Genomic DNA, 22,148 nt, shown 5'->3' with positions numbered 1-22,148 from the left:
TCAGCCCGGCTCGGCGAGCTGAGGCGGATTCCGCACTCGCGGAGAGGCCAGGCTCGCCCACGCAAATGTGGAGTAGAGCGCTGACCAGCGAATCTGTGACCGTAGAAGGCGAAGAAGCGACACCTTCCTATTCGACCCGTAAGGGGGAGAGTGCGTTGGGCAATGGTTGGCGCGCGCTCAGACGGCGCATCCTGACACCGAATGTCTCGGAGACCTCGCTGGAGAAGCGGGGTTTCCACCGGAAGAGCCCAGCCGCTCAAGAACGGCTCGAGACGGTCGGGGAGAAGTTCCTCCTCGGCTACGCGCACGCGGTCGAAGCCCGGTCGGTCGAGCAGGCCGAGGAATGGCTCGAGCAGATCCCGACGCAGTTCCGCGGCTTCGCCTACGAAGGCGCGGGAATGGGGTACGGCGTCCTCGACGGGCTGCCCTTCGGCAAGAGCACCAACATCGCCGAGTTCCTGGCCGGTCCCGGCGAGAAGCACGACTACATCATCTACGTCGGGGTCGGCTGGGCCATGTGCCGGCTCCCGCGGTTCGCGTGGCCGAAGGCGTCGGCGTTCGACCCGCTGCTGCGCTGGCTGGTGCTCGACGGCTACGGCTTCCACCAGGCGTACTTCAAGACCGAGAAGTACATCCGGCAGCAGTACCAGGAGCCGGGTTTCTCCTGGCCGGACCGCCGCTACGACGGCTACGCCCTGCGCGCCATCGACCAGGGCATCGGCCGGGCGCTGTGGTTCATCTGCGGCACCGACGTCGAACTGGTGACCAAGACGATCGAGGAGTTCCCCGAGTCGCGCCACGGCGACCTGTACGCGGGGGTGGGGCTGGCCTCGACCTACGCGTGCGGCGTCACCGCCGACGAGCTGGGTGAACTGGTCGACCGCGCCGGGATCCACCACGGGCCGCTGGCCCAGGGCAGCGCCTTCGCCGCCGAGTGCCGGGTGCGGTCGGGCCTGATGATCCCGGAGACCGAGATGGCGGCCCAGGCGATCTGCGGGCTGCCCGCCGAACGCGCCGCCGCCATCACCCAAGAGGTCCGGCCGGCCGTGGTCGTCGACGGTGACGACGTCCCGGCGTTCGAAACCTGGCGGCAGCGGATCGCCGAAGAAGTGCTGACCCACGGAGGGAAGAACAAATGACCGCGACCTTCGGCTGGCTGCGCAAGCAGCTGGCGGGCATCGTGGCGCTGGTGCTGATCCTCGGCCTGTTCCTGGTCGCACGGCTGCCCAGCGTCTCCGCCGCCGAGCAGGACCAGATGGCGGACAAGTTCCACTTCACCCCGATGACGATCGCGCTGCCCGCGGCCACGAAGTCGCAGTCGATCCGGACGGTGAACAAGGAGTACGAGCACATCGCCGCGTGGATCTCCTCGGTCGGCGCCGCGATCGCCATCAACGACATCAGCGGCAGCGGCAAGCCCAACGACCTCTGCCTGGTCGACCCGCGCAGCGACCAGGTCGTCATCACGCCGGCGCCGGACTCCGGCCCGCGGTACGCGCCCTTCGCGCTCGACCCCGCCCCGGCGCTGCCGACGTGGGACTACATGGCGCCGATGGGCTGCGTGCCCGGTGACTACAACGAAGACGGCCGGACCGACGTCCTCGCCTACTACTGGGGCCGGACCCCGGTGCTGTTCCTGCAGAAGGCGAACGCGACCAAGTTCGACGCGTCCGCGTTCCAGCCGACCGAGCTGGTGCCGGGCAACCACCGCGGGGCCGACGGCAAGTACAACGGTCCGCTGTGGAACACCGACTCCGTCACCATCGGCGACTTCGACGGCGACGGCCACGTCGACATCTTCGTCGGGAACTACTTCCCGGACAGCAAGGTCCTCGACCCGAACGCCGACGGCGGCATCACGCTGAACCAGTCGATGTCGCACGCGACCAACTCCGGCGCCAAGTTCATCTACCGCTGGACCGGCGCCAAGGCCGGGGCGGACCCGAGCGCGCAGTTCGTCGACGCGTCCCAGGGGATCCCGGAGAGCGCTCGCCTCGGCTGGACGCTGGCCTCCAGCGCCACCGACGTCGACGGCGACAGCCTGCCCGAGCTCTACATCGCGAACGACTTCGGGCACGACCACTTCCTGTACAACAAGTCCACGCCGGGCCACATCGAGTTCGGCGAGGTCACCGGGGTCCGCGGGATCGACGACCCGAAGTCGAAGGTGCTGGGCCACGACTCCTTCAAGGGGATGGGCGTCGACTTCGGCGACCTGAACCACGACGGCCTCTACGACCTGTTCGTCAGCAACATCACGACGTCGTGGGGCATCGAAGAGTCGAACTTCCAGTTCATGAACCGGGCCAAGGACAACGCGGACCTGACCGCGCAGCTGAAGGACGGGGTCGCCCCCTTCCACGACGACAGCGCTTCGGCAGGCACCGCGTGGTCCGGCTGGGGCTGGGACGTCAAGATCCAGGACTTCAACAACAGCGGCGAAAACCAGATCGCCCAGGCGACCGGGTTCGTCAAGGGCCAGGTCAACCGCTGGCCGAACCTGCAGGAGATCGCGACCGCGCACGACGGTCTGCTGTCCAACCCCTTCTGGTGGCCGAACGCCCGCGCCGGTGACGACATCGGTGGCGACCAGACCCTGCACTTCTTCGTGAAGAGCCCGGACGGCCGGTACGTCGACCTCGCGCCGAAGCTGGGCCTGGCGGTGCCGGTGCCCACTCGTGGCATCGCCGTCGGCGACACCGACGGGGACGGCCTGCCCGAGTTCGCCGTGGCGCGGCAGTGGGAGCAGCCGATCTTCTACCACAACGACAGCCCGAACGCCGGCAAGTTCCTGCAGCTGAAGCTGTTCACCGACGGCCCGGTGGCACCCGGCCCGCTGCCCGCGGCCGGCCCGCCCGCGATCGGTGCCCAGGTCACCGTGACGACCTCGGACGGCAAGAAGTACCTCGGCCGGGTCGACGGCAGCAGCGGTGAGGCCGGCCGGCGCAGCTTCGACGTCCAGATCGGCCTCGGCCAGGACGTCAGCGGCCCGCTCGACGTGCACCTGCAGTGGCGGGACCGGACCGGGCAGCTGCGGACGCAGGACCTGAAGCTCGAACCCGGTTGCCACATGTACCAGCTGGGCTCCACGGCGAAGGAAGCGATGTGACATGGCCACCCCGACTCTGACCAAGGTGGACAGCGCGCCACCGAAGCGGACCAACAAGGTCATCACCGCGTTGCGGCGGTTCGCGATCTCGATCACGATCTTCAACATCATCGGCTACACGGTCCTCGGCTTCGAACAGCCGTGGCTCTACCCGTTCGTCGCGCTGGCGACCGCGTACACCACGGAGATCCTGCTCGAGATCATCAACGCCAGGGTGACGCACCGCGACGTCCGGTTCCGGGGCAACGGCTTCAAGGGGCTCGTGGAGTTCCTGCTGCCGGCGCACATCACCGGTCTCGCGCTGAACATGCTGACCTACGTCAACGACCAGATCCTCGTGATGATGTTCGGCGTCGTCGTCGCGGTCGGCGCGAAGTGGGTGCTGCAGGCTCCGGTGTACGGCCGGATGCGGCACTACATGAACCCGTCGAACTTCGGCATCACGATCATCCTGCTCGTGTTCCCGTGGGCCAGCATCGCCCCGCCGTACCACTTCACCGAGCAGATCCCCACCTGGGGCGGCTGGCTGATCGTCGCCATCATCCTGATTTCGGGCACGGTGCTCAACGCGCTGCTGACCAACCGGATGTGGCTGATCGCGGGCTGGCTGAGCTTCTTCGTGGTCCAGGCCTTCGTCCGCGGCTGGATCTTCGGCACGTCGATCCCCGGCGCGCTGGCGATGGGCACCGGCGTCGCGTTCGTGCTCTACACCAACTACATGGTGACCGACCCGGGTACGTCGCCGTCCAAGCCGGCCTCGCAGTTCGCCTTCGGTTCCGGCGTGGCGCTGGCGTACGGCTTCTTCACCGCCGTGCACGTGGCCTACGGGCTGTTCCTGGCCACCGCGACCATCTGCCTGATCCGCGGGATGTTCCTGTGGGGCCTGCACTTCTCGAACAAGGCGCGGATCAAGTTCGAAGCCGACCAGGCCGCGCAGAAGGCGAAGCTCGAACTCGCCGCGGCACCGCCGGCCGACGACGAGAAGCCGGGAGCCGTCGCGGCATGACCGGTTCGCAGCACGAAGCCCGGGCGGCGCACACCGTGCCGCCCGGGCCGCCGCGCCGCGCGACCCTCCGGTTGCTGAAGCAGCTCTTCACCGACCGGCTCGCGCTCATGGGCGACAACGCCGAGGCCTACGGCGACGTCGTCCGCATCGCCATCGGACCGAAGGCGATGTACCTGGTGAACCACCCCGACCTGGCCAAGCACGTGCTCGCGGACAACGCGGCGAACTACCACAAGGGCATCGGCCTGCAGGAGGCCCGCCGGGCCCTCGGCGACGGCCTGCTCACCAGCGACGGGGAGACCTGGCGCCAGCAGCGCCGGACGATCCAGCCGGTGTTCCAGCCCAAGCGGATCTCGCGCCAGGCCGGCATCGTCGCCGCCGAGGTCGAGGCGCTGATCGGGCGGCTGGCCGCGCACGACGGGCCGGTCGAGATCCTTCACGAGATGACCGGGCTGACCCTCGGCGTGCTCGGCAAGACGCTGCTCGACGCCGAGCTGGGCGGGTACGAAACCCTCGGCCACTCGTTCGAGGCCGTGCAGGACCAGGCCATGTTCGAGGCGGTCACGCTGAGCATGGTCCCGCAGTGGGTGCCGCTCAAGAAGCAGCTGCACTTCCGGACCGCGCGCGAGGACCTGCGCCGGATCGCCGACGAACTCGTCGACCAGCGACTGGCGAACCCGGTCGAGAACGGCGAGGACGTGCTGTCCCGGCTCATCGCGTCGGGTTCGGCGGACGGCGCTTCGCGCGAACGCATGCGCGACGAGCTGATCACCCTGCTGCTGGCCGGGCACGAAACCACGGCGAGCACGCTGGGCTGGGCGTTCCACCTGATCGACGAGCACCCGGAGGTCGCCGAGCGGCTGCACGCCGAGGCCGTCGAGGTGCTGGGCGACCGGCTGCCCGAGCACGAGGACCTGCGGCGGCTGACGTTCACCGTCGCGGTGGTCGAAGAGGTCATGCGGCTCTACCCGCCGGTGTGGCTGCTGCCGCGCATCGCCCAGGCCGACGACGAGATCGGCGGGTACCACGTGCCGGCCGGGTCCGACGTCGTCGTCGTGCCCTACACGCTGCACCGGAACCCGGAGTTCTGGACCGACCCGGAGCGCTTCGACCCGGGACGGTTCGACCCGGCCAACCCGGCCGGGCGGCCGCCGCGGTACGCCTACCTCCCGTTCGGCGCCGGGCCGAGGTTCTGCATCGGCAACAGCCTCGGCGTGATGGAGGCGGTGTTCGTGCTGGCGATGACCGCGCGGGACCTGGAGCTGCGCAAGGTGCCGGGCAAGGTCGTCGACCCCGAGGCGATGCTCTCGCTGCGGGTGCGCGGCGGGCTGCCGATGACCGTGCACCGCCGGGAGCGGACGCGGCGGTCCGAAGCCGCCTGAGGCCACTGTAGACATTCGATGAGGAGGTAGGCCGGTGCAACCCGAGGCCACCGAAGAAGAACGCGTCATGAACATGACTCTCGAGGCGTACGCGGACACGATCGTGCCCGGCGAGAAGCGGTTCCCGGAGGACCGGGCGATCGCCGGGGCCGCGCCCGGGCCCGGCTCGGTCGCCGCGGGTGCGCTCGAGCTGCTGAACTTCGACGCGACCGGCGTCACGGCCGGCCTGCCCTACCTCGCGCAGTCGCTCAACGACCACGCGAAGACCTACGCGGGCGAGGTGGAGCTGGAGCTCGACCACGACGTCCCGCCGTTCGTCGCGCTGCCGTACGAGCACCGCCGTGAGCTGGTGCACCGGCTGACCACGCCGGGGCACCCGGAGAAGGACGGCTGGGTCAGCCTCGCGCTGTTCTGCAACATGGCCTTCGACAGCGCCGCGCACAAGCACACCGCCGAGGCCATCCGCGAGGGGCACCCCGGTCTGCTGGCGCTGGGGTACACCGCGCCGGACGCCGACGGGTTCTGGCGGTTCCCGAAGTACGGCTACGGCCGCAAGCTGGCCGAGCTCCACCCCGACACCACGCCTTCCGGGAGCCCCGCATGAACGCCATCGACAAGACCGACGTCGTCATCGTCGGCAGCGGTTTCGGCGGTTCGATCCCGGCCTACCACCTCGCCGCCGGCGGGGCGAAGGTGACCGTGCTGGAGCGCGGGCCGTGGCTGGCCGCGGCCGACTTCGAACACGACTACCTGCTGGGCTCGTCCTACACGCGCGCGTTCGACTTCGTCGTCGGCGACGGGATGAGCGTGCTGGGCGGCAACTGCGTCGGCGGCGGCAGCGTGGTGTACTTCGCCGCTATGCCGCGCGCGCCCCGCTTCGTCTTCGAGCGCCACGGCAGCATCGGGCGCCGGATGTGGCCGTCGGTGATCTCCCGCGACAGCCTGGAGCCGTGGTACGACCGCGTCGACGAGTCGATCCCGGTGTCCAAACAGGACTGGAGTGACGTCTCCTACGCCGGCGGCCTGTGGGCGGCGGCGTGCAACCACTCGGGGCGCACGGCCAACCCGGCGCCGGTCGCGGTGGACAACGACACCTGCGTCAACTGCAACTTCATGATGGCGGGCTGCAAGTTCGACGCCAAGCGGTCGATGCTGACGAACTACCTGCCCGCGGCGCTCTCGCACGGCGCCGAGATCCGGCCGCTGCACGAGGTCCAGCGACTGGAGCGCACCGAGGACGGCAGCTACCGCGTCCACTTCGACATCGTGGACGAAGAGGACTACCGGGTGCACACCGGCACCGGCGTGATCGAGGCGAAGGTCGTCATCATCGCCGCGGGCGCCGGCGCGACCCCGGTGATCCTGCAGCGTTCGGAGGCGGCGCTGGGCGAGATGCCGCACGGCGTCGGGCGCTACTTCTCCGGCAACGGCGAGCGGCTCAACACCGCGATCATCGACGAGGACCGCGTCCGCGAGGTGCTCGGACTGTCCCGTGAGGACGGTCCGGTGTACTCGGCCAACCACATCGGCAAGGGCCCGACCGTCGCGAACTGGGACAAGCTCGACGGGTCGCTGCCGGAGTACGAGCGGTACTCGCTGGAGCAGCTGTACTTCCCGCCCGGGCTGGGCACCATCCTCGCCCAGGTGCCCGGCGGCGAGGAGCCGCGCTGGTACGGGGCGGAGAAGAAGGAGATCCTCAAGCAGTGGGCCAACTGGCTCACGATCTTCCTGATGACCGAGGACGACAACGAAGGGGTGTTCGGCACGCCGCCGCCGACCGGCAACGCGTACCGGATCTCCCAGCAGATGCTCGGCCGCGGCCCGCTGCGCTACGACCCGACGGAGAACACCCGCCGGGGCTGGGCGCTGGCCGACGCCGACTGCAAGGCGATCATCGAGAAGGACGGCCTGGCCAAGGTTTCGCCGTGGACCAACGACGTCGTCGGTGCGTACACCGTGCACCCGCTGGCGTCCTGCCGGATCGGTGACGACGCGGCGACGTCCGCGCTGCACCCGAACCACGAGCTGCGCAACCACCCGGGCATCTTCGTCACCGACAGCGCGTCGGTGCCGGGTGCGCTCACGGTCAACCCGGCGATGACCATCGCCGCACTGGCGGAGCGTTCGATCCCGGGGATCGTCCGGGAACTGCAGTCGCGCGGGGTGGACGTGAAGTACGGCGCTCCTTCGCCGGACGGCTCGATCACGGGCCGGCGCGCGGTGTCCAAACTGGACCTGGTCGCCGGCAACTGAATCACCGCCCCCGAACTCGCGTACTCGTCCGGGTGCGCGAGTTCGGCGTTTCGGAAGCCGTCCGGCGAGCTGAAGGGGACGTTGCCCGCATCCGGCGAGCTGAAGGGGACTTTCCTCGCAGCACATGTGCTGAACGTCCCCTTCAGCTTGCGGCGGGCGATGGTGAGCGAGGCCGGCGGCCCGCGGGGCGCCGGATCGGCAGAACAGCTTCAGGAGGAGGAACCATGGCTCCGGGTCTGGTCAGGCTCGCGCTGCGGCGGACGCTGCGGGACGTGAAGTACGTCGAGGTCGTGCGCCCCGGGCGGGCGCGGGGTCTCGTCAAGGACGTGTACCGGCAGGTGGAGCGGGACTTCGGGATGCTCGCGCCGCCGATGGCGCTGCACTCGGCTTCGCCGGAGGTGCTCGCCGCGGCCTGGGTCGTGCTGCGGGAGTCGCTCGTGGCCGGCGGGACCGCGAGCCGCGCCGACAAGGAGGTCGTCGCGGCCGCCGTTTCCGCGGCCAACGACTGCCCCTACTGCGTCGAGGTGCACGGGATGGCGCTCGGGTCGCTGGGCGATCCCGCGGCCGCCGCGGCCATCGAGGCCGGGGACGTCGGGGCCATCCAGGACCGCGACACGCGGGCGCTGGCGGCGTGGGCGCGGGGCGAGGGCGCGCTGCCCGCGGACGTCCCGGCCGGCACCGCCGCGGAGTTCACCGCGGTCGCCGTCGCGTTCCACTACCTCAACCGGGTGGTGAGCGTGTTCCTCGGCCCCTCTCCGCTGCCGGAGAACGTTCCGCCGCAGGCGCGCGCGAAGGCCAAGGCGGTGCTGGGGTTCCTGCTCAAGCCGGGTGACCCGCCGGCCGCCGGGCGGGCGCTGGAACTGCTGCCCGCCGCGGCCGGGGACGGACCGGACTGGGCCGCGCCGGGGGACACGCTGTCCGACGCCTTCGCGCGCGCCTCGGCGGCGGTGGCAGCCGCCGGGGAACGGTCGGTGCCGACCCGGGTGCGGGACCTCGTCCGCCGGGAGGTCAAGGCCTGGGACGGGAAACCGCCGGGGCTGAGCCGCGCCTGGGCCGAGCCGGTGCTCGCCGAACTGCCCGCGCCGGAACGGGCCGCGGGGCGGTTGGCCCTGCTCGTCGCCAAGGCGGCGTACCAGGTCGGGGCCGACGACGTCGCCGCCGCCGGCGCGACCGATCGGGGCCTGGTGGAGCTGGTGTCGTGGGCCGCTTTCACGGCGGCCGTGGCGGCCGGTGAGCGCTTGGCGGTCCGCCCGCCAAGAGAAGACCCTGCAGGTCGGCGCGGGTGATGATCGGGAGGTCAGATCGCCCGCCGGGGCGCGCAGCACCGGGACACAACGAATTCCCCGGGACCGCGTCGCCGCCCCGCGCGCCGGCCGATCTGCCGGACCGGCGGTCGCCGCGCGGTGGCGCCCTTACCCCCGCCCCCGTCGCGGCGGCCGCCGGCTCACGAGAAGACGTCGCATCGGTGAGAGGACTGACAGGTGACTGACACCACGGGCGTGATCGCCGACCTGACCGCCGAGGCCGCCGAGGTGGACGCGCTCGTCGCCGGCCTTTCCGAAGCGGAGTGGGACACCCCCACCCCCGCGCCGGGGTGGCCGGTCCGGCACCAGATCGGGCACCTCGCCTTCATCTTCCGCATCGCCGGCCTCTCGGCCGCGCAGCCGGAAGCCTTCGTCGCCATGACGAAGTCGCTCAAGGGCGGCTTCGAGGCCGCGGTGAACGCCGCGCTGGAGGACTACGTCCACGACCCGGCCGAGGTGCTGCTGACGCGCTGGCGCGCCGAGCGGGACGCGGGCATCAAGGCCCTCGCGGCCGTGCCCGGCGACCAGCTGGTGCCGTGGCTGGTGAACCCGCTGCCGCCGTACGTGCTGGCGTGCGCCGGGATGATGGAGGTGTTCGGCCACGGCCAGGACATCGCCGACGCGCTCGGCGTGCGCCGCGAGCGGACCGACCGGATCAAGCACCTGGTCGGGTTCGCGGTGCGGGTCCGGGACTTCGGTTACGAGGCGCGGAACCTGAAGCCGCCGGCGGAGGAGTTCCGGTTCGAGCTCACCGCGCCCTCGGGCGCGCTCTGGGCGTTCGGGCCCGAGGACGCGACCCAGCGGGTCACCGGCAGCGCGGCGGACTTCTGCCTGCTGGTCACCCGGCGGCGGCACCGCTACGACCTCGACGTGCGGGCGCAGGGCACGCTGGCGGACCAGTGGCTCGACATCGCCCAGGCTTACCGCGGACCGGCGGGCCAGGGCCGCAAGCCCGGCCAGTTCGGCTCCTGACAATCCATTGTAGACGGTGTGGGTCCCTTGTCCCAGCGTGCTGACGTGCACGCCACGGGCAGGGAGAGAGAAGACGGTCCGCACCGGCCGGGAGATGCTGGACTTCACGGCCCGGCGGACGGGCACCGGCGGCGGCGCCGCCCGAGGAGACAGACCGGGGGCGGGGCGCGAGCCCCGCACCGGAGGACAGCGGGGACCTGATGGTCCCGGTGATACGGGGCTCGAGAGCCAGTGGGAGTGCGGTGGCATGAGCGTAGAGCGGATTTCGATCGTCGGTATCGGTCTCCGGTACCCCGACGCGAGTTCTCCGGAGGAGCTCTGGGAAAACGTGCTGGCCGGGCGCCGGGCGTTCCGCAGGCTGCCGGACGAGCGGATGAACCGGGCGGACTACTACTCGCCCGACCCGAAGGCGCCGGACCGCTTCTACGCGCAGAAGGCGGCCGTGCTGCGGGACTACGAATTCGACCGGGTGGCGCACAAGGTCGCCGGCAGCACCTTCCGGGCGACCGACACGACGCACTGGCTCGCCCTCGACGTCGCCGCGCAGGCGCTCGCCGACGCCGGGTTCGGTGAAGGCGACGGCGCCCCGAAGCAGAGCACCGGCGTCGTCATCGGCAACAGCCTCACCGGCGAGTTTTCCCGCGCCAACATCATGCGGCTGCGCTGGCCGTACGTGCGCCGCACGGTCGCGGCGGCGCTGAGCTCCCGCGGCTGGGAGGACGAAGACACCGCGAGCTTCCTGCGGGAACTGGAGATCCAGTACAAGGAGCCGTTCCCCGAGATCAACGAGGACACCCTCGCCGGTGGCCTGGCGAACACCATCGCCGGCCGCGTCTGCAACCACTTCGACTTCGCCGGCGGCGGGTACACCGTCGACGGCGCTTGCTCGTCTTCGCTGCTTTCGGTGGTCACCGCGGCCAACGCGCTCGTCCAGGGCGACCTGGACCTCGCCATCGCCGGCGGTGTCGACCTGTCGATCGACCCGTTCGAGGTCATCGGCTTCGCCAAGACCGGCGCGCTGGCCAAGCGCGAGATGAAGGTCTACGACGCGGACTCCAACGGCTTCTGGCCCGGCGAGGGCTCGGGCATGCTCGTCCTGATGCGCGAGAGCGACGCGCTGGAGCAGGGCAAGCGGATCTACGCGTCGATCGGCGGCTGGGGCGTCTCCTCCGACGGCAAGGGCGGCATCACCCGGCCCGAGGCCGCCGGGCACCGGCTGGCCATCAAGCGCGCCTACGACCGCGCGGGCTACGGCGTCGAAACCGTTTCCTACTTCGAGGGCCACGGCACCGGCACCGCGCTGGGCGACGCCACCGAGATCGAGGCGCTCTCGACCGCCCGCCGCGACGCCGACCCGCTGGCCAAGCAGGCCGCGCTGTCGACCATCAAGGGCAACATCGGGCACACCAAGGCCGCGGCCGGTGTCGCCGGCCTGATCAAGGCGACGCTGGCGGTGTACCACCAGGTCATCCCGCCGGCCACCGGGCACCACGACCCGCACGAGTCGCTCACGGGCTCCTCGGCGCGGATGTACGTCCCGCGTGACGCGACGCTGTGGCCGGAGGACCAGCCGGTCCGCGCGGGTGTTTCCGCGATGGGCTTCGGCGGGATCAACTCCCACATCACCGTCACCGAGGCGCCGACCGCGCCGCGGCGGCGCGAACTCGACGAGCGGGCCCGCACGCTGGTCGCCGGCCGCCAGGACGCCGAACTGCTGCTGTTCGACGCCGACGACCTGGCGACCCTGCGCGGGAACGTCGCCGCGGTGCTGGAAACCGTGCCGAAGCTGTCGTTCGCCGAGCTGACCGACCTCGCCGCCTCGCTGGCGAAGGCGGCCTCGGGCAAGCCGGTGCGCGCCGCGGTCGTCGCGGCCAACCCGGAGCACGCCGAGCGGAAGCTGACCAAGCTGCTGGAGCAGCTCGACTCGGGCGACTCCGTCTTCGACAGCGCCGACGGCATCTTCGCGAGCAGCCGCGGCACCGCGCCGAAGATCGGCTACCTGTTCCCCGGCCAGGGTTCCGGGCGCGGCGGCGACAGCGCGCTGCGCCGCCGGTTCAGCTCGGCCGAGGAGATCTACCGAGCCGCCGGGCTGCCGGCCACCGGCGACCAGGTCGCCACCGAGGTGGCGCAGCCCCGGATCGTCACCGGTTCGCTGGCCGCGCTGCGGGTGCTGCGCTCGTTCGGCATCGAGGCGTCGACGGCCACCGGCCACAGCCTCGGCGAGCTGACCGCCCTGCACTGGGGCGGCGCGCTCGACGAGCGCGGGCTGCTGGCGCTGGCGAAGGTCCGCGGCAAGGTGATGGCCACGACGACCGGTGACGGCACCGGCGCGATGGCCGGCATCGCCGCGTCCCCCGGCCGGGTCGAGGAGCTCGGCCTGGGCGACGACGTCGTCATCGCCGGCTACAACGCGCCGGAGCAGACCGTCATCTCCGGGCCCGCCCCGGCGATCGACAAGATCGTCGCCCGGGCCAAGGCCCAGGGGGTCGGCGCGACCCGGATCAAGGTCTCGCACGCCTTCCACTCGCCGGCGGTCGAACCCGCCGCGAACGCGATGACCGAGAAGCTGGGCGAGTTCTCCTTCTCCCGCCTCGAGCGGCCGGTCGTCTCCACCGTGAGCGGCGACGTCCTGCACGCGGCGGAGAACCTCTCGGAGCTGCTGCGCGACCAGATCGTGCTGCCGGTTCGCTTCCGCGAAGCCGCCGCCAAGGTGGCCGAGCGCAGCGACCTGGTGGTCGAGGTCGGGCCGGGCCGGGTGCTGACCGGGCTGTTCGAAGAGATCGCGCCGGAGACCCCGGTGCTCGCGATCGACACGGACAACGCGTCGCTGCAGGCCCTGCTGCGGGTCGTCGGCGCGGCGTTCGCGCTCGGCGCCGACCTGGCGGTGGACGCGCTGTTCGAGGGCCGCGTCGTGCGCGCCCTGCCCGCCGACGGGGTGTTCAACTTCCTGGCCAGCCCGTGCGAGGCGGCGCCGTCGATCGACAGCGAGCTGGCCGCCGAGCTGGCCGCGGAGAAGGCGCAGGCCGCCGAGGCCGACGCCGGCACCGCCGACAGCGAGTCCGGCTCGACGCTGGACCTGCTGCGCAAGCTCGCCGCCGAGCGCGTCGAGCTGCCGCTGGAAGCCGTCACCGCCGACACCCACCCGCTCGACGACCTGCACCTGTCGTCGATCACGGTCGGGCAGCTGGTCAACGACGTCACCCGGGCGCTCGGCCGCCCCGCGCTGGAAGGCATGCCGAACTTCGCGACGGTCTGCCTCGGTGAGCTCGCCGAGATGATCGACGAGCTGGCGCAGACGGCCAAGCCGACCGATCAGGGCGCCGGCGAGGCTCCCGGTGTCGGCCCGTGGGTCCGGCCGTTCGCGGTCGAGTACGTGCCCGCGGCGCGGCCGAAGGCGGACCTCACGCCGGGCGCCGGGCAGGCCGAGTGGCAGGTCTTCGCGACCCCGCGCCACCCGCTGGCCGAGCCGGTGAAGGCGGCGCTGGCGAAGGCGGGCGTCGGCGACGGCGTCCTGCTCTGCCTGCCGGCGGACTGCGACTCGAGCCACGTCGGCCTGTTCCTCGACGCCGGCCGCGCGGTCATGGCCGCCCCCAACGGCACGCGCTTCGTGGTCGTGCACCACGGCTACGGCGCGGCCGGCCTGGCCCGGACCCTGCGGCTCGAGGACCCCTCGGCGAAGACGACGATCATCGACTTCGCGGACCCGGCGCCGTCGGGTGAGGACGCGATCGCGTCGGCCGTGACCACGGTGGTGGCCGAGGTCGCCGGGACGACGGACTTCACCGAAGCGCGCTACGGCGCCGACGGCGGGCGCACCGTGCCGCGGCTGTCCGCGCTGGCCGCGCCGAAGCCCGGACCGATCCAGGACTCGCTGGACGCCACCGACGTCCTGCTCGTCACCGGTGGCGGCAAGGGCATCACCGCGGAGAGCGCGCTCGCGCTGGCCAAGGACTCCGGAGCGCGGCTGGCCCTGCTCGGGCGCAGCGACCCCGAGTCCGACAGCGAGCTGGCGGAGAACCTCGACCGCATGGAGGCGGCGGGCATCCGCTACCGCTACGAGCGTGCCGACGTCACCAGCGCCCCGCAGGTGGCCGAGGTGGTCGCGCGGATCGAGGCCGACCTCGGCCCGGTCACCGCGGTCCTGCACGGCGCCGGCCGCAACGAGCCGGCCGCCCTGTTCTCCCTCACGGAAGACAGCTTCCGCAAGACCCTCGCCCCGAAGATCGGCGGGCTCAACGCGGTGCTGAACGCGGTCGACCAGGACAAGATCAAGCTGCTGGTCACCTTCGGCAGCATCATCGGCCGGGCGGGCCTGCGCGGTGAAGCGCACTACGCCACGGCGAACGACTGGATGACCGAGCTGACCCTGCGCTTCGGCCAGGAGCACCCGAAGGCGCGGGCGATCGCGCTGGAGTGGTCGGTCTGGTCGGGCACCGGCATGGGCGAGAAGCTCGGCGTCGTCAGCGCCCTGATGCGCGACGGCATCACGCCGATCCCGACCGAGGAGGGCATCACCATCCTCCGCCAGGTGCTGGCCGACCCGGCCGCGCCACCGGTGCTGGTGGTCTGCGGCCGCACGTCGGGCCTGGCCACGCTGCCGATCCAGAAGCGGGAGCTGCCGCTGACCCGGTTCGTCGACCGCGCGATCGTGCACTACCCGGGCGTCGAGCTGATCACCGAAGCGGACCTGTCCGACGGGGCCGACCCGTACCTGACCGACCACCTGCTCGACGGGCAGCTGCTGTTCCCGGCGGTGCTCGGCATGGAGGCCATGACGCAGGCCGCGGCGGCGACGCTCGACCGCACCGGCACCCCGGTGCTCTCCGACGTCGAGTTCCTCCGCCCGATCATCGTCTCGCCCGGCGGGTCGACCACGGTCCGGCTGGCCACGCTGGCCCGCGACGCGGACACCGTCGACGTCGTCATCCGCAGTGACGAGACCGGCTTCAGCGCCGACCACTTCCGGGCGCGGCTGAGCTTCGCGCGGCCGGCGGAACTGGGCGAGCAGGTGCCCCGCGACGTCGCGCTGCCGCCGGTCCCGGTGGAGCCGATCAGCGAGCTCTACGGCTCGGTCCTGTTCCAGGGCAAGCGGTTCCAGCGGGTGCTGGGCTACCAGCGGGCGAGCGCCCGGCACGCGGTCGCCGAGATCGCGACCAGCGCGGACCACTACTGGTTCGCCCCGTTCCTCCCGCAGGAGCGGCTGCTGGCCGACCCCGGCACGCGGGACGCGATGATGCACGCGATCCAGTGCTGCGTCCCGGACGCGACGCTGCTGCCGCAGGGCATCGAGAAGCTGTACCTGGCCGAGCCGGGTGCCCAGCACGACGAGTACGTCCTGCTGGACGCGAAGGAACGCTTCCAGGACGGCGACAGCTACGTCTACGACCTCGACGTCCGCAACCCGGACGGCACGCTGGTCGAGCGCTGGGAAGGGCTGAAGCTGCGCGCGGTCCGCAAGCGCGACGGCGCCGGCCCGTGGGTCCCGTCGATGCTCGGGTCCTACGTGGAGCGTGCCTGTGAGCGGCTGCTCGGCGGGACGCGGTCGGTCGTGCTCGAGCCGGACCCGGCCGGGCGCCCGGCGGAGGGCATCGCCGAGCGGCGGGCGCAGACCGCGCTCGCGGCGGGCCGCGCGCTCGACAAGCCGGTCGAGGTCCGCTACCGCCCCGACGGCAAGCCGGAGTTCGACGGCGGCAACGTCGGCGCTTCGCACACCTCGCAGCTGACCCTCGTGGTCGCCGGCGCCGACCAGGTCGCCTGCGACATCGAGACGGCGATCGAACGCACCGAAGAGGACTGGGCCGGCCTGCTCGGCGAGGAGCTGCTCGGCCTCGGCCGGCTGCTCGCCGCGGACACCGGGGAACCGATCAGCGTGGCGAACACCCGGGTCTGGAGCGCGCTGGAGTGCGTGCGCAAGACCGGGCTGATGACCCAGGCGCTGACCGTCCGCCAGGTCGACGCCGACGGGTGGGCGCTGCTCGCCTCCGGCAGCGCCCGGATCGCCACCTGGTCGACCACCGTCAACGACCGGACCGACCCGATCGTGTTCGCCGTGCTCCACGCAGAGGGGAACTGAAGATGACCGACTACTACGAGATCCGCCACACGGTCGGCTTCGAAGAGACCAACCTGGTGGGCAACGTCTACTACGTGAACTACGTGCGCTGGCAGGGCCGGTGCCGCGAGATGTTCCTAAAGGAGAAGGCGCCGGCGGTGCTCGAAGAGGTCCGCCACGACCTCAAGCTGTTCACCCTCAAGGTGGAGTGCGAGTTCTTCGCCGAGATCACCGCGTTCGACGAGCTGTCCATCCGGCTGCGGCTGGAGGAGCTCACCTCGACGCAGATCCAGTTCGCGTTCGACTACGTCCACCTCACCGAGGACGGCGAGGAGCGGCTGGTGGCCCGGGGACGGCAGCGCATCGCCTGCATGCGCGGGCCCAACACGGCGACCGTGCCGTCGCGGGTCCCCGAGCAGCTGCGAGAGGCGCTGGTGCCCTACTCGACGGCCGCGGTCAACGGCAAGGGAGTCTGACGTGGGCTACGAAGCAGAGCCTTCCGAGAGGGCTCACGTCCTCAAGCGGCTGCGGACTTCGCCCGCCCGCCGCGGGCTGTCGGCCCAGCCGGGGCTGCGCCAGGTGATGGCGCAGTTCGCGACCGGGGTGACGGTGCTGACGGCGGGCGGGGAGGACGCGCACGGCATGACCGCCAACGCGTTTTCGTCCGTGTCGCTGGAACCGCCGATGGTGCTGTGCTGCGTCTCCAAGGCGGCCCGGATGCACGCCGCGATCGTCACCGCCGGCTCGTTCGGGGTGAACATCCTTTCGGCCGACCAGCAGGAGCTGTCGAAGTACTTCGCCGACTGGCGCCGTCCCGACGGGATCGCCCAGTTCGAAGCGGTCGGCTACACGGCAGGCGGCAAGACCGGCTCGCCGCTGCTCAAGGGCGCGCTGGCGTGGCTGGAGTGCGAGCTCGCCCAGGTCGTCGAGGGCGGTGACCACTCGATCTTCCTCGGCCGGGTGGTCGAAACCAGCCGCGGCGAGGGCGAGCACGCGCTGGTCTTCTACGGCGGCGGCTACCACCAGATCGACGGGCGCGCTCGCGCGGCTTGAAGGGGCGGAAGACATGCTGATCGCGGTCACGGGCGGGACCGGCTTCCTCGGGACCCACACGGTCGCGGCGCTGCTGCGGCGGGGTCACCGGGTGCGGCTGCTCGCCCGTGATCCCGATCGCGCACCGTCCACTGTGGACGTCGTGGCTGGGGACGTCACCGATCCCGCCGCGGCGGCCCGGCTCCTCGAGGGAGCGGACGCCCTGCTGCACGCGGCGGGCGTGTACACCTTCGACAGCCGGCGCCGGGCCGAGGTGTGGCGGGTGAACGTCGAGGGCACGTCGACCGTGCTCGACGCCGCCCGCCGCGCGGGCACCGGGCGGATCGTGCACGTCTCCACCGTCGGGGCGCTGTACCCGACCGGCGAGCCGGCGATCGGGCCGGCGAGCCCGGCCGGCGCGCCGCGGGAGGCCTACCTCGCGGCCAAGGCCGAAGCCGACCGGATCGCCCGCCGCCACCGGGAAGCCGGCGCGCCGGTCACCACCACCTACCCGCCCGCGCTGCTCGGCCCGGACGACCCGCACCTGGGCGACCAGAACGCGCGGCTGCGGGACCTGCTGCGCGGGCTGATGCCGATGTGGCCGTCGGGCGGGCTGCCGATCGGCGACGTCCGCGACTCGGCGGAGCTGCACGCGCGGCTGTTCGACGCGCCGGCGCCGGGGCCCGCGTACTTCGGGCCGGGGCACTTCCTGAGCACCCGCGAGTACCTCGCCGCGGTCCGGGCCGCGACCGGGCGGCGGCTGCCCGCGCTGTTCCTGCCGGCCCGCGCGATGTTCCCCGTCGGCCGGGCCGCCGACCTGCTGCAGCGCGCCTGGCCGTGGCACATCCCGGCGCAGTACGGCGCGCTCTACGTCTGCGCCACCGCCGTGCCCGTCGACGCGGGCGCGCCGCGCGGGGACGTTCCCGCGCGGCCGGTGCCCGAGACCGTGCGCGACACGGTGGCCTGGCTGCACGCCACCGGACGGCTGACCGGCCGGCAGGCGGGCACCCCGGGAGTTCTGCCCAATTCGGACGCCGGTGCCGGCGCCCCGACCGAGGAGGTTCTGCCATGACCGCCAGCGATGCCACCGAAGCCGCCCGGTCGGCCGCGGCCCCGCCCGTGGCGCCGGACGTGCCCGCCGAGTGGCCGGTCCGCCCGATGCCCCGCCTCGGCCGCGGCATCGTGTGGTCCGACATCGTCGCCGAGATCGAGCACGACCAGCAGCTACGGATGAGGGATGCCGCGTGAGCGGAGGCCACGAGTCCGGGGCCCAGCGGGCCGACGCGGAGGTGGTGCCGGTCCCGGAGGGGACCCGGCACGGCCGCCGCCGGCTCGCGCGGCCGGGGGAGCCCGGCGACGCCCAGGTCATCGAGCTGGCCAGGGCGGCCGACCAGGTGCGCGCGGAGCCCGCGGACATGCCGCTGCTGCGGCGGCGCCGCGACGAGCTCCGCGCGCACATCCACGAAGGCAAGCTCGACGCGGTGCGGCGCCAGCACTCGCTCGGCAAGCTCACCGCGCGCGAACGCCTGGCCCTGCTGCTCGACGAGGACTCGTTCACCGAGATCGAGCCCTACCGGCGCCACCAGGCGAGCGGGCCGGGCCTGGCGGGCAACCGCCCGTACACCGACGGCGTCGTCGCGGGGTCCGGCACCATCGACGGGCGCCGCGTCTTCGTCTACGCCCAGGACTTCACGCTGTTCGGCGGCTCGCTCGGCGAGGCGCACGCGGCCAAGATCCACAAGGTGCTCGACCTCGCGGTGGCCAACGGCGCCCCGGTGATCGGGCTCAACGACAGCGGCGGCGCCCGGATCCAGGAGGGCGTGCTCGCGCTCAACGGCTACGGCGGCATCTTCCGCCGCCAGGTCGAGGCGTCGGGGGTGATCCCGCAGATCAGCGTGATCCTGGGCCCGTGCGCGGGCGGCGCGGCGTACTCGCCGGCGTTGGCGGACTTCACGTTCATGGTGCGCGACACGGCGCGGATGTACCTGACCGGCCCGGACGTCGTCGAGGCGGTCACCGGCCGCCGCGTGACCCACGAGGAGCTCGGCGGCGCCGACGTCCACGGCAGCCATTCGGGGGTGGCGACGGTCGTGCACGACGACGAGGAGAGCTGCCTCGCCGACGTCCGCTACCTGGTCTCCCTGCTGCCGTCCAACTACCTGGACCCGCCGCCGGACGCGAGCTCGTCCAGCGCGAAGGACGACTACCGGCCCCGGCTGGCGGAGCTGGTGCCGGTCGAGCCGAACCAGCCCTACGACATGCGCGACGTCTTCGCGGAGATCGCCGACGACGGCGAGTTCTTCGAGCTGCACGAGGGCTGGGCCCGCAACGTGCTGTGCGCGCTGGCCCGCCTCGACGGCCGCGTGGTCGGCCTGGTCGGCAACCAGCCGGTGGTGTTCGCCGGCGTCCTGGACGGTCCGGCGTCCCAGAAGGCGGCGCGGTTCGTGCGGTTCTGCGACGCGTTCGGCATCCCGCTGGTGAGCCTGGTCGACGTCCCGGGCTTCCTGCCGGGCGTCGAACAGGAGCGGAGCGGGATCATCCGCCAGGGCGCGCAGCTGCTGCACGCCTACTGCGAAGCGACGGTCCCGCGGGTCCAGGTGATCCTGCGGAAGGCCTACGGCGGCGCGTACATCGTGATGGACTCGCGGTCGATCGGCTGCGACCTGTCGCTGGCCTGGCCGACCAACCAGATCGCGGTGATGGGCGCGGAGGGCGCGGTGAACGTCCTGCACCGCCGCGAGCTGGCCGCGGCGGAGGATCCCGCCGCGTTGCGGGCGAAGCTGGTCGCGGAGTACACGGAGGAGTACCTGAACCCGCAGTACGCGGCCGAGCGGGGCCTGGTCGACGACATCATCGACCCGGCCGAAACCCGCGCCGCGCTGGCGCGTGGGCTGGCCATGCTGCGGGACAAGCGGAAGCCGGGCCCGTCCCGCAAGCACGGGAACCTGCCGATCTGAGGGGGCTTCGATGACGCTGCGGGTGGTCCGGGGAACCCCGGACGACGCGGAACTGGCGGCGCTGGTGACGGCGCTGACGGTGCTGGCGGCCGGTTCCCGGCCGGAGCCGGCCGGCGAAGCGGTGGCCGGCTGGCGGGCCCGGGGCGCGGGGGAGCCGCTCGTCCGCCGCCCGGGCGCCTGGCGGCTGTCCGGCCTGCCGCGCTGAAGGGGACGTTCACCGCACCTGGTGAGCTGAAGGGGACTTTCCTCGCATCCGATGCGAGGAAAGTCCCCTTCAGCGTGTCCGGGTCAGGCCGCCCGGCTGCCGCGCTCGTCCTCGGCCTGACGGGCCTTCGCGAACTCCCGCAGCCGAGCCGCCGCCGCGTCCTCCTTGGCCGGGGAGTACGTGCTGTGTCCCGGGTGCACCGCCACGTACCGCACCATCCCGTCGAGGAGGACCTCGACCTCGGTGTGCTCGCCGGGGACGAACGCGCCTCCGCAAGCCGCGCAGGTGCGCTGGCGCTCGGCGGCACCCCGGTGGGTCTCGTGATCGGTCATGAGGCACCTCGCTCGACGGTCAGGTGAAATCTTCGTCACCCCAGTGCACTCCCCGCCCGATCCCGGCCGCCACTCGTGCGGTGCGCATCCACCCGGACGTGATCAGCGCACATCCGATCCGCGACCGGCCGGGCGCATCGTTGGGGCGTCCCACCGGAAAGGAGAAAGCCATGACAGCAGCAGCGGTTCCGGCCGAACCCCAGCCGTCCGCCGAGCCGGCCGAGCGGGCCGAGCGGCACCTGATCGCCGTGCCCGACCCCGAGCCGGAGGCGGACGAGCGCGGGCACATCGTGCTCGGCTACAACTGACTCGCACTTTCGAAGATGACCACGTCCCGGCCGCCACGGGAAACTGGAGGTCGGCCGGGGCGTCACGGGGTTCCCGGCGGGGCGAGCCAGTGGCCTGTCCGCGATGCACGTCTGCGTGGGCCGGGCGCACCGGCGGACGTTCGGTAGGGAGGCCGGCGAATGGCAGTGCGCCTCCAGCTCACCGCTGGCTTCGAGATCCTCGAGGCGTGGGCTGAATCCGCGACCCAGGCCCAGCGCAACGCGCTCTACGAAGCGCTGTTCGCGGTCGGCGACGGTTCGGCGTTCCTCGTTTACGACATTTTCGGCGACGCGGAAAACCCGCGCAATTTCGTCGTGGTCGTGAAAGCGAATCTCGCCCTCAAAATCATGGTTCAGCGCGCAGAATCGTCCTTCGAAATCCGCTACGTCGGAGCGCTCGAGGACGACGCCGACGTCGCGCCGGCCCAGTCGAGCCCGGCCAACCCGGAGTAACCGGCGGAGATCCTGGTCCGAACGGCGCAATGCGCGTCGGCGAGCGGTGGTACCGCGCCGCGTAGGTGGCCCAACAACGCCTGCTCCCGGCATGTGTTTCACACCTTGACTATGGCCCTCCCGGTATGAAACTCTTCATATGTTCGCTGGTCAGAACGTTATTTTGGGGCGAATAACGAGGAGGCAGCACAATGTCGTCACCTGAACTGCCGGGACTTGACGTTTCCAGCCGGGTCCGGGCACGGGACATCCAGATGACCGGGACTGCCGATCTCGGCCGCCGGGTTCTCATGATCACGGGCGCCGTCGACACGACCGACCACGACGTCTCGGTCAGCGTCAACCTGCCCGAGCCGGGCCGCTGGCACGTGATCAAGGCCGAAACCAACCTGACCGACCAGACCTGGGTCGCCATGCAGGCCGTGCTGGACGAGGACTCCACGTTCCTCGACGACGACCTGCTGATGTCGCCGCAGTTCACGAAGAGCTTCATGACGCCGGACCAGCGCCGCCTCACGTTCTACGACGGCGAGGTGCGCCCGGGCGAGACCGTGCTCAAGGCGTATTCGATGGAGACGGGCGGGCGCAAGCCGGCGTACTTCTACTCCCGGTACAGCCCCATCCCCACCGACAGCGCCGAGCAGTCGCAGCAGACGCTCGACGAGCTGGTCGCGCACGGCATGAACCAGCGGCCCGTGATCGAGCTGATCGTCCCGGTCACCGTCATCTGACGACCCGCCGGGTCCCGATCGAGCTGGGGAGCAC

General features: G+C 71.8%; 19 protein-coding genes. 18 read left to right on the top strand and 1 reads right to left on the bottom strand.

Going from position 1 to position 22,148, the window contains the following annotated elements; genetic code table 11:
* Window positions 1-155: 155 nt before the first annotated feature.
* The 15 genes from AB5J73_RS47490 (at window position 156) to AB5J73_RS47420 (ending at window position 20,272) form a co-directional block, all read left to right on the top strand.
* On the top strand, window positions 156-1,139 hold the full coding sequence (locus tag AB5J73_RS47490) for a DUF1702 family protein (protein ID WP_370966706.1): 984 nt from the start codon (window positions 156-158) through the stop codon (window positions 1,137-1,139).
* Entirely contained in the window at window positions 1,136-3,109 is a 1,974-nt protein-coding gene (locus AB5J73_RS47485) for a CRTAC1 family protein (protein WP_370966705.1), read from the top strand. The genes AB5J73_RS47490 and AB5J73_RS47485 overlap by 4 nt, the downstream gene beginning before the upstream one ends.
* A 1-nt stretch (window position 3,110) precedes the next feature.
* Window positions 3,111-4,115 (top strand): enediyne biosynthesis protein, encoded by a 1,005-nt coding sequence (locus tag AB5J73_RS47480; RefSeq protein ID WP_370966703.1) that lies wholly within the window; start codon window positions 3,111-3,113, stop codon window positions 4,113-4,115.
* Window positions 4,112-5,497 (top strand): cytochrome P450, encoded by a 1,386-nt coding sequence (locus AB5J73_RS47475; RefSeq protein ID WP_370966701.1) that lies wholly within the window; start codon window positions 4,112-4,114, stop codon window positions 5,495-5,497. Before AB5J73_RS47480 ends, AB5J73_RS47475 begins: the two co-directional genes overlap by 4 nt.
* Window positions 5,498-5,531: 34 nt before the next feature.
* A complete protein-coding gene (locus AB5J73_RS47470) occupies window positions 5,532-6,101 on the top strand; it encodes a DUF5987 family protein (RefSeq protein ID WP_370966699.1) in 570 nt (189 codons plus the stop codon).
* Window positions 6,098-7,750: a GMC family oxidoreductase N-terminal domain-containing protein gene (locus AB5J73_RS47465; protein ID WP_370966697.1), complete on the top strand. Its 1,653-nt coding sequence runs from the start codon at window positions 6,098-6,100 to the stop codon at window positions 7,748-7,750. The genes AB5J73_RS47470 and AB5J73_RS47465 overlap by 4 nt, the downstream gene beginning before the upstream one ends.
* 224 nt (window positions 7,751-7,974) lie before the next feature.
* Window positions 7,975-9,036 (top strand): carboxymuconolactone decarboxylase family protein, encoded by a 1,062-nt coding sequence (locus tag AB5J73_RS47460; RefSeq protein WP_370966695.1) that lies wholly within the window; start codon window positions 7,975-7,977, stop codon window positions 9,034-9,036.
* A gap of 195 nt (window positions 9,037-9,231) precedes the next feature.
* Window positions 9,232-10,026, top strand: coding sequence for a TIGR03084 family metal-binding protein (locus AB5J73_RS47455; RefSeq protein ID WP_370966693.1), 795 nt, complete (start codon window positions 9,232-9,234; stop codon window positions 10,024-10,026).
* Window positions 10,027-10,273: 247 nt separating this feature from the next.
* Complete coding sequence (locus AB5J73_RS47450; protein WP_370966691.1) at window positions 10,274-16,099, top strand: SDR family NAD(P)-dependent oxidoreductase; 5,826 nt, start codon at window positions 10,274-10,276, stop codon at window positions 16,097-16,099.
* 2 nt (window positions 16,100-16,101) lie between these two features.
* Window positions 16,102-16,554, top strand: a complete 453-nt coding sequence (locus AB5J73_RS47445; protein WP_247020264.1) for a thioesterase family protein — start codon at window positions 16,102-16,104, stop codon at window positions 16,552-16,554.
* Between the two features lies 1 nt (window position 16,555).
* The gene (locus AB5J73_RS47440) at window positions 16,556-17,131 is read left to right on the top strand and encodes a flavin reductase family protein (protein ID WP_370966689.1); all 576 of its coding nucleotides are present in this window, start codon (window positions 16,556-16,558) and stop codon (window positions 17,129-17,131) included.
* Between the two features lie 13 nt (window positions 17,132-17,144).
* Window positions 17,145-18,182: an NAD-dependent epimerase/dehydratase family protein gene (locus AB5J73_RS47435; protein ID WP_370966687.1), complete on the top strand. Its 1,038-nt coding sequence runs from the start codon at window positions 17,145-17,147 to the stop codon at window positions 18,180-18,182.
* Entirely contained in the window at window positions 18,179-18,358 is a 180-nt protein-coding gene (locus tag AB5J73_RS47430) for a DUF6222 family protein (RefSeq protein WP_370966685.1), read from the top strand. Before AB5J73_RS47435 ends, AB5J73_RS47430 begins: the two co-directional genes overlap by 4 nt.
* Entirely contained in the window at window positions 18,355-20,067 is a 1,713-nt protein-coding gene (locus AB5J73_RS47425) for an acyl-CoA carboxylase subunit beta (RefSeq protein ID WP_370966683.1), read from the top strand. Before AB5J73_RS47430 ends, AB5J73_RS47425 begins: the two co-directional genes overlap by 4 nt.
* 10 nt (window positions 20,068-20,077) lie before the next feature.
* Window positions 20,078-20,272 carry an acyl-CoA carboxylase subunit epsilon gene (locus AB5J73_RS47420; protein ID WP_370966681.1) on the top strand — a complete coding sequence of 65 codons (195 nt, stop codon included), beginning with the start codon at window positions 20,078-20,080 and terminating at the stop codon, window positions 20,270-20,272.
* Window positions 20,273-20,355: 83 nt separating this feature from the next.
* Here the strand turns inward: AB5J73_RS47420 and AB5J73_RS47415 are convergent, their stop codons facing one another.
* Window positions 20,356-20,604 (bottom strand): hypothetical protein, encoded by a 249-nt coding sequence (locus AB5J73_RS47415; protein ID WP_370966679.1) that lies wholly within the window; start codon window positions 20,602-20,604, stop codon window positions 20,356-20,358.
* A 170-nt stretch (window positions 20,605-20,774) separates the two neighbouring features.
* Between AB5J73_RS47415 and AB5J73_RS47410 the strand changes: the two genes are divergently transcribed.
* The 3 genes from AB5J73_RS47410 (at window position 20,775) to AB5J73_RS47400 (ending at window position 22,114) form a co-directional block, all read left to right on the top strand.
* A complete protein-coding gene (locus AB5J73_RS47410; protein ID WP_370966677.1) occupies window positions 20,775-20,912 on the top strand; it encodes a hypothetical protein in 138 nt (45 codons plus the stop codon).
* 159 nt (window positions 20,913-21,071) lie between these two features.
* Window positions 21,072-21,383: a DUF6235 family protein gene (locus AB5J73_RS47405; RefSeq protein ID WP_370966675.1), complete on the top strand. Its 312-nt coding sequence runs from the start codon at window positions 21,072-21,074 to the stop codon at window positions 21,381-21,383.
* A 254-nt stretch (window positions 21,384-21,637) separates the two neighbouring features.
* The gene (locus AB5J73_RS47400) at window positions 21,638-22,114 is read left to right on the top strand and encodes a DUF6423 family protein (protein ID WP_086857195.1); all 477 of its coding nucleotides are present in this window, start codon (window positions 21,638-21,640) and stop codon (window positions 22,112-22,114) included.
* The last annotated feature ends 34 nt before the right edge of the window (window positions 22,115-22,148 follow it).

Source organism: Amycolatopsis sp. cg9 (genome assembly GCF_041346945.1).
Lineage (GTDB): Bacteria > Actinomycetota > Actinomycetes > Mycobacteriales > Pseudonocardiaceae > Amycolatopsis.
This window is presented reverse-complemented; position numbering and strand designations above follow the sequence as displayed.